This window comes from Desulfobacter vibrioformis DSM 8776 (assembly GCF_000745975.1).
Taxonomy (GTDB): domain Bacteria; phylum Desulfobacterota; class Desulfobacteria; order Desulfobacterales; family Desulfobacteraceae; genus Desulfobacter; species Desulfobacter vibrioformis.
In genome coordinates this window covers 1-6,684 of sequence record NZ_JQKJ01000056.1, presented here as the reverse complement: position 1 = coordinate 6,684, position 6,684 = coordinate 1, and the positions used below count along the sequence as shown (strand labels likewise).

General features: G+C 38.7%; 9 protein-coding genes. 2 read left to right on the top strand and 7 right to left on the bottom strand.

What is annotated here, in order from left to right:
• From Q366_RS21095 to Q366_RS18695, 3 genes are all read right to left on the bottom strand, one after another.
• A partial coding sequence (locus tag Q366_RS21095) for a helix-turn-helix domain-containing protein (protein WP_156968236.1) occupies positions 1-234 on the bottom strand: 234 nt, incomplete at its 3' end.
• A gap of 81 nt (positions 235-315) precedes the next feature.
• Positions 316-540, bottom strand: a complete 225-nt coding sequence (locus Q366_RS18700; RefSeq protein ID WP_035242165.1) for a hypothetical protein — start codon at positions 538-540, stop codon at positions 316-318.
• A 42-nt stretch (positions 541-582) separates the two neighbouring features.
• The gene (locus Q366_RS18695) at positions 583-1,080 is read right to left on the bottom strand and encodes a hypothetical protein (RefSeq protein WP_156968237.1); all 498 of its coding nucleotides are present in this window, start codon (positions 1,078-1,080) and stop codon (positions 583-585) included.
• A gap of 113 nt (positions 1,081-1,193) precedes the next feature.
• On the opposite strand from Q366_RS18695, the gene Q366_RS18690 reads away from it, so the two are divergent.
• Both Q366_RS18690 and Q366_RS18685 read left to right on the top strand, forming a co-directional pair.
• Positions 1,194-1,652: a hypothetical protein gene (locus Q366_RS18690; RefSeq protein WP_035242162.1), complete on the top strand. Its 459-nt coding sequence runs from the start codon at positions 1,194-1,196 to the stop codon at positions 1,650-1,652.
• A gap of 36 nt (positions 1,653-1,688) precedes the next feature.
• Positions 1,689-2,597, top strand: coding sequence for a hypothetical protein (locus Q366_RS18685; RefSeq protein ID WP_035242159.1), 909 nt, complete (start codon positions 1,689-1,691; stop codon positions 2,595-2,597).
• 1,010 nt (positions 2,598-3,607) lie between these two features.
• Here Q366_RS18685 and Q366_RS18680 read toward each other — a convergent pair.
• From Q366_RS18680 to Q366_RS18665, 4 genes are all read right to left on the bottom strand, one after another.
• A complete protein-coding gene (locus Q366_RS18680; protein WP_035242157.1) occupies positions 3,608-3,832 on the bottom strand; it encodes a type II toxin-antitoxin system HicB family antitoxin in 225 nt (74 codons plus the stop codon).
• A complete protein-coding gene (locus tag Q366_RS18675; protein WP_035242154.1) occupies positions 3,832-4,086 on the bottom strand; it encodes a type II toxin-antitoxin system HicA family toxin in 255 nt (84 codons plus the stop codon). The genes Q366_RS18680 and Q366_RS18675 overlap by 1 nt, the downstream gene beginning before the upstream one ends.
• A gap of 309 nt (positions 4,087-4,395) precedes the next feature.
• Positions 4,396-5,571, bottom strand: a complete 1,176-nt coding sequence (locus Q366_RS18670; RefSeq protein ID WP_035242152.1) for a site-specific integrase — start codon at positions 5,569-5,571, stop codon at positions 4,396-4,398.
• A gap of 338 nt (positions 5,572-5,909) precedes the next feature.
• On the bottom strand, positions 5,910-6,530 hold the full coding sequence (locus tag Q366_RS18665; protein ID WP_035242150.1) for a TraX family protein: 621 nt from the start codon (positions 6,528-6,530) through the stop codon (positions 5,910-5,912).
• Positions 6,531-6,684: the final 154 nt, after the last annotated feature.

Below are 6,684 nucleotides of genomic sequence, written 5' to 3'. Positions count from 1 at the left end.
TAAGGAGTCAAATTGATATTTTTCCCATCCATCGATCCACTTCGAAACTGTTTCCTGAGTAGTCAAACATATTTGTGAAATCTGATTGATACTATACCCAGAGTTGCTTAACCGGATTGCTTGAGCCCTGAGTTTAGTACGGTTTGACTCTTCATCCGAAAATTCAATAAGTGACAGCCATTTTAATGCCAATGGCTCAATTGGAGAAACAAATTTTCTACCCGTACGTTCCATCTGATATCCTTGCTATGCAAATTAAAAAAACAACAATGATTTATTGCAAAGCAAGATAAAACAAGAATTATTTTTGTCCACCTACTTACTGTTAGACCAGTGGTTAATCCGGCACCGAAGCTTGACCGGTTGATTAGCCTTAAATTGATGTTTTTTACCGACGTCCTTGATGTTTATTATTTCCGGATCATCCTCATGTACCTGCATTATGTTATGAACGTTATAAGGCTTGAAATCCTGGCCTTTTTCCTTATCCGGTGTCTTTAACTTTGTTGAAATAAATGTTCCTTCAATGATTCCGATCATGGTTTTATTCCTTTCTATTGGTGGTTAAACGTTTTTAACGCGTTAATCTTTTTTCTCGATAACAGGCGATCCGTAAAACGCCAGTAGTTTATCCACTGGTGATGGTTTGACGTCAGGTTCAACGGTTGATTCAGGTTCTGATTTTTCAGAAACATACGGGCAACAGCAATCATTACAAAGACCCCGGTCCGGGTGATCGACAGGAATTAAACGGTCAGTTTCAACTTGAAATAAGGAAAGTTGTTTTCCGCAGGATTTGCAGAGAACAACGATATTATGGGCGTCAAACAAATAATCTGAGCCTGGCTCAGTTGATAATTCAGTGGTGTTTTTTTCAAGTTCAGGTGGTGCGTTCAGGCGTTTTTCAAGAATCGGCACCAGGGCTTTTTCTATGGCTGAACGCATTTCTTCATCAAGTTCAAGTTCGCCGTATGATGAGTTCAACGAACAGGCAGTGGGCAATTGTTTTGATATGGCGTATGAAAAATGATAGGGTAATTGGCTGGTCATGTGTTTATCCTTATATTTAGAGGGAAACATTGATCTAAATACCTATGAATTGATTAAAAGGAACTAAATTTAAAGCTGTTATTTAAAATATGAGGCAAGATTAAAGTTGTTCTTTATAAAAGTCAAGCATTTTTAAAGATGTTATGAAAAAAATAGATCTAAATTTAAATTATGACGAAATTCGAACAAGAATTGAAAAAGACAAAAATCTATTCAAACCTGGCAAATGGGCAGAAAATATTGGAGTATCCCCGGCTATTATCTCTAATGTTCATGGAAAATCAAAACAAAATCCCTCATTAGAATATATTATTGCTGTAGCAAGATTCACACAGAAGCCGATTGAATACTTTTTATGGGGACAAAAAATTGGAAATAATAAAATTGATAACAATTTTAGAAAGCCCCAAAAAGGACAAGACGCAATAAATGCACTTTTGGTGATCGAAAATATAAATGAACAAATTTTTCGTAGAACAGTAGCGGACCTAGAACTCATTGCGGAAAAACTAGAAGAAGGGGCTATCCCAAGCCCATTAATTTCTATTCCAGAAAATAAAAGCCTGGGGGAGTTAAAAACCCAAGAAAAAGACAATATCTGATGATCGACAATATTCTAATTTTTTTCGGAGGTAACTATGGATAATTCAGCGGCAAATGCAAATAAAAAAATGATCTCAACTACATCCTTGGCAAAGAAATATAAAATCTCAACAAAAGAAATGTTCGCCAGATTGCTCCAACTGAATTTCATCGAAAAAAAAGACAATCTATGGTTTCTTACGGATCATGGCATTAAATGTGGTGGAAAATTTATTAATAGTGAACGATTTGGTAAATATATTACCTGGCCTGAAGATTTGGAATTAGGCGATAATATTGGAGAAGTCTCTTTGATAACATCAACAGCCATTGGAAAACATTTTGGCCTTTCAGCAACAAAAATAAATTATATATTTTCTGAACTTGGATGGGTTAAAAAAGACCTTAAAGGTTGGAAGATAACTATTCAGGGAAAAAAACAAAATGGTCTTCAAGATGAAGATAAAAAATCCGGCATTCCTTTTGTTCGATGGCCTGAGTCAATCATTGAATCTAAAATACTTGTCAGCTCAATAGAAGATTTAAAAGGCACAAAGGATGATGATCCGACACAGATAAAACAAGAATTAAATGATGATAATACAAATAATTTCAGAGATAAATTTATTGCAAAGCATAGAGCAACCGATGGTCATCTTGTCCGATCAAAAGCCGAAATGATAATTGATAATTGGTTGTACATGGCTGAAATTATTCATGCGTACGAACGAAAATTACCAATAGAAGAAAACGTTTATTCTGATTTTTATATTCCGACAGGAAAGGTGTATATCGAATTTTGGGGATATGATAATAATGAAAAATACTTGTCTCGAAAAAAAGCAAAACAAACTATCTATAATAAATATGATTTTAATCTCATCGAATTAGAAGACAAAGACGTATTAAATTTAGACGATATTTTACCAAAATTATTATTAAAATTTGGAATTCAAGCTTACTGATTAAATCTACCAGACTCAATCGCTGTTCGCCTTGTAGCTGGTTTAAAAATTAAACCCATCCTCCCAGGCTCCTATCGTCGATCACCTGCCGGGTTTTCGAAATTCGACTGGAAGAAAAAAGAAGTATTTAAAGAGGTGATAGAGGTCATGCTAACGGAATTAAAACGGTGAAAGAAGTACACACCTGGAAAGATTCGGGTTCGGCGCATAAACACTTACCTACCTGGAGATCCTCGGGCGATCTTGAAAACAAAAAGTAAAAAAAAGGTTGTTGTTGACAGCCGGTCCACGGCCGATATGATCACGCTGGGACGTCCGCCCGGCTCAAGCACTCAAATGGCACACGCAGGAACGCTTTTCAGAGCAACATTCCCACGGATCTCAGTAGCGATGTTATCTTATAGGCGCTGATGACACAGAAGGATTCTCGTTGGTCAATCGAATCTGCTACCCAATCCATGCCCCAGTTCTGAAAAACAACCAAACCAGGGGTTATCCAAAATGAATAGTGTTCTATGTATTTCTATACATCCATGCAATTATAATGCCACACTGCAAAACTGCTTAATTGACGGTAGTCTTGCTACGATGGTATGTTTATTGCTTAAGTTGATAAAATACTTAGAATTCGATCTAATATCCACCAATAAAAAACACACCTCAGGAGAATATCCGGCAGGAAGTATGCCCCAGAGGAAGGCCAGGAAGTAATCCACCACCTGGGGGGCTCAGGGGTATCGGCTCTAGGGGGAGGCAGAAAGAAGTCTGATTCGGGGATAAGCCCTGATGAATCAGAATAGTTAACCATAGGTTGACGAGTTAACCGGGTTAACCTCCGATGAATAAAGGACTTTGAGTTAACAAAATGCAAGCTATACCGGGAAGACCGCCCGGCTCAAACACTCGACTGGAACACGCTCAAACTATTTACAGAGCAACATTCCCACGGATCTCAGAATTATAAATCTTAAAAGTTTCCGGTCGCTGACCTATGCAACGGAAATAATGTATTAAGCAAATTGTGCTTGATAAATGACCGGACAATATTTAGGTGGTGGAATTTTCTTGCCTTCCAATTTAGCACTTTCAATCCAAAGAGATTTAGCTTTTTGAACTTCAAGTAATGCCTCATTAGGAGTGTCACCGAATGCTGAACACAATTCAAGATCCGGAATGTCGGCAATATAACCACCGTCATCATCAGAATAAAAAATGTTTATATGATAATCACGCATTATTCGTTATCCTCTAATTTTAAATTGTGCTTTTCAACAAGTTTTAAAAATTGACGAATCTGATATATTTTTGCCTGGCCTTTAACATTTTGAAGGTTAACAAGTTCCGGAATATCCGGTCGAGTGAAGATATGATGACTTCCATCTGTTCTTGAAAGGATAAAACCAAATCCTTGAACCAGATTTTCCATATCAGAAAACCGTATATTTTTAGAGCCCGTAAGTATTTTATTAAGAATTTTTTTTCTATTCATTCTTCTTCATATAAAACATATGAACAAAAGATGTCAACAAATCGAAAAATCAAACGTCATCAGCTTTTATTGTCGATAGTCACAGTGGAAAAAAGGACATCCTCAAAACATGTTAAAAAATCAGAACAAAATTTATGAGTTTAGCGCATGTTTAGCACCTACAATGGGAAGCCTTATGAATAGGGATTGAATGCGGGTTCAACTCCCGCCGCCTCCACCATTTTATAGCCCGAAATGCCCGCCGTTTCGGGCTTTTTTGTGCCTTGTGACAGACAAAAAAGGTGCTGACTATGTGCTGACCTGGCAATATCAGTTTTTTCCGGCCTTTTGGGGGAAGTCCAAGACCTTGCCATCAGTTTTCTTTTTCTTAAGCAGTCCAGCCATTTTAAAGGCCGTATCATTTTGAAACTGACAATACCGGTCAAAAGCCTTATTCGTTTCATGCGCTGTAGCTTCTCTGGCTGACATGGTCCCGGCTTGCCTGGCAATCTCTGTTGTGCTGGTGTGTCTGGTCCCGCCGTAAAGGTCGAGGTCTTGTACTCCAAGTTCTTTACAGGCATTATCCCACCATATTTTAAAATACTTTGGCCCGAAAGGCGTATTTGGTTTCTGACTGCGGACCCCACCATGGTGTCGGAAAAATTTAAGTTCGGGCAAGGCCGGGAACTGATTTTTTAAATCCCGTATTAGCTCAATGTGTTCTGGAAGCAGACGAACGGTTTTTATTTTGTTTTTTGCCTTGGTAGGGTAGTGGATTGTGATGACGCCATGTTCCAGGTCAATATCCTTCTCCTTTATCTTGAGCAGATCCCCGGGGCGCAAGTTGACATATGTTGCCAGAAGGTCAATCCCGGTCCAAATTTTGGGATTTCGGTCTTCTGATAATTCCCGGACCTTAATTATAATAGCCTGCTGGGTTTTCATGTCTGTGATAGTCCGGTATCCAAGCTCATAAGTGATTTCGGGAAATGGCGGGAGGACATTGATTATCTGCCGTTTCAGAACCCATTTAAAAAAATCAGAAAGAGCACTGGCATAGTTGGCCCTGGTTTTTTCGGAAATCCCCTTAATGTCAAACAGATAATCTTCAATGTCGGCTCCGGTTATATATTTTACATTGCTGTCATAAAAATATTCCTGGGCTACGGTAATGTGACGCTTCTTTTCTTTAAAGCTTTTGAGATTAGCTTTACGTTTTAGATATTTTTCGGACAACACCCGGAAAGAATATGGTTTATCTGACGCATAATCTTTAATGTCAAAAGACCCTTCGCCTGTTTTAAACCGCAGACCATTGAGGAATTGTGCTGCTTTATCATAATTATTGAATTGCCGCTGAATGTGCCGCCCAAACCGGACAACAAATACCTTGACACATGATATCTGTGGATGATTCGGGCAAAAAAGCCCGTGTCTTCTGTCATTATGCTTCAATATTGCCCCGCATACCATGCACTTTTCAGTGGTAATGATATTACCCTTCATGCAAATAATCCCCGCCTTAAATTGATCTATCGGGGTTGTAGTATGGGGACGTGAGCCAGTCAAGTTCTATCCTCTACCTGTTAATATATTGAACTTTTGAAATAATACGCTTGGTCGTACATTCCGGTGCTCCGGCCATGAAACTACTTATTATTTCTTATTTTTCGACAAACGGCCTTTGGCATAATCCGCATAACAACTGTTCAGATAGGTGTTAAAATCAATCTTTCCCGCCATGTATTCATACTCAAATTTCGTTATGCTGTTTTTGCCGCTTTTTCTTACTTGTTGATAAAGGTGACTTTTTAATTCTCGTGGGTTCATTTTTTTATTCTTTATTAAGTAGTTGCCGGATATATGATTGAATTTATGGCAATGATGACAAGGAAATGCCCGGGATAGCCCACATAATAAAAATATTTCTGCATCATCCTGGGCAAGGGAAGATCGGTCCGGTAGTACATCAGGAACACGGCAGCCGGACCGAACAAAACATAGAGGGCTCCGGATAAATAATAGACCAGGAGATAAAAGGCGGTCATAGCGCCCAAGAGGTAGACCGGACGATTATGCAAAAAATAAATGGCAAAGACTATGAAAATATAGATTGAAACGACGTTGGCCAGAACAAGAAGCAGGGTCAAATAAAATGCAGGGAAGCCGTACCGCTCATACAAAACAAGAATGATCAAACCGAAAAGCAAGGTATAAAGATCATTGAGTCTATGCAGGTCCGGGAACAGGATATTAAACAGGGGCTGGGTGACACAGGCGCAAGTAACCAGTGCGATGATATAAAGCTGAAGGTCTTTGGTATATTTCAGGCCCTGGGTAATGAAATACGCAAAAAGGGGAAAGGACAGAGCGCCCAGGGAGCGCATTATCAATTCATGCTCCGGGAAAAAGAAAATGGCAGAATGGTCAATGACCATCGTTATGAAGGCGATGAGCTTAATCATGTTTCATTTAATTTTTTGATCCCAAACTCAATGAGTATGAAATCAATCTGAAAACACAAAAAGAAAAAGCGATTCCCACAACAGGCAAACCCACATAGGTGACGATCTCACCAATAAAAACAGAAAGGTCAAAGCCTTCGGGTAAAGAAATCAT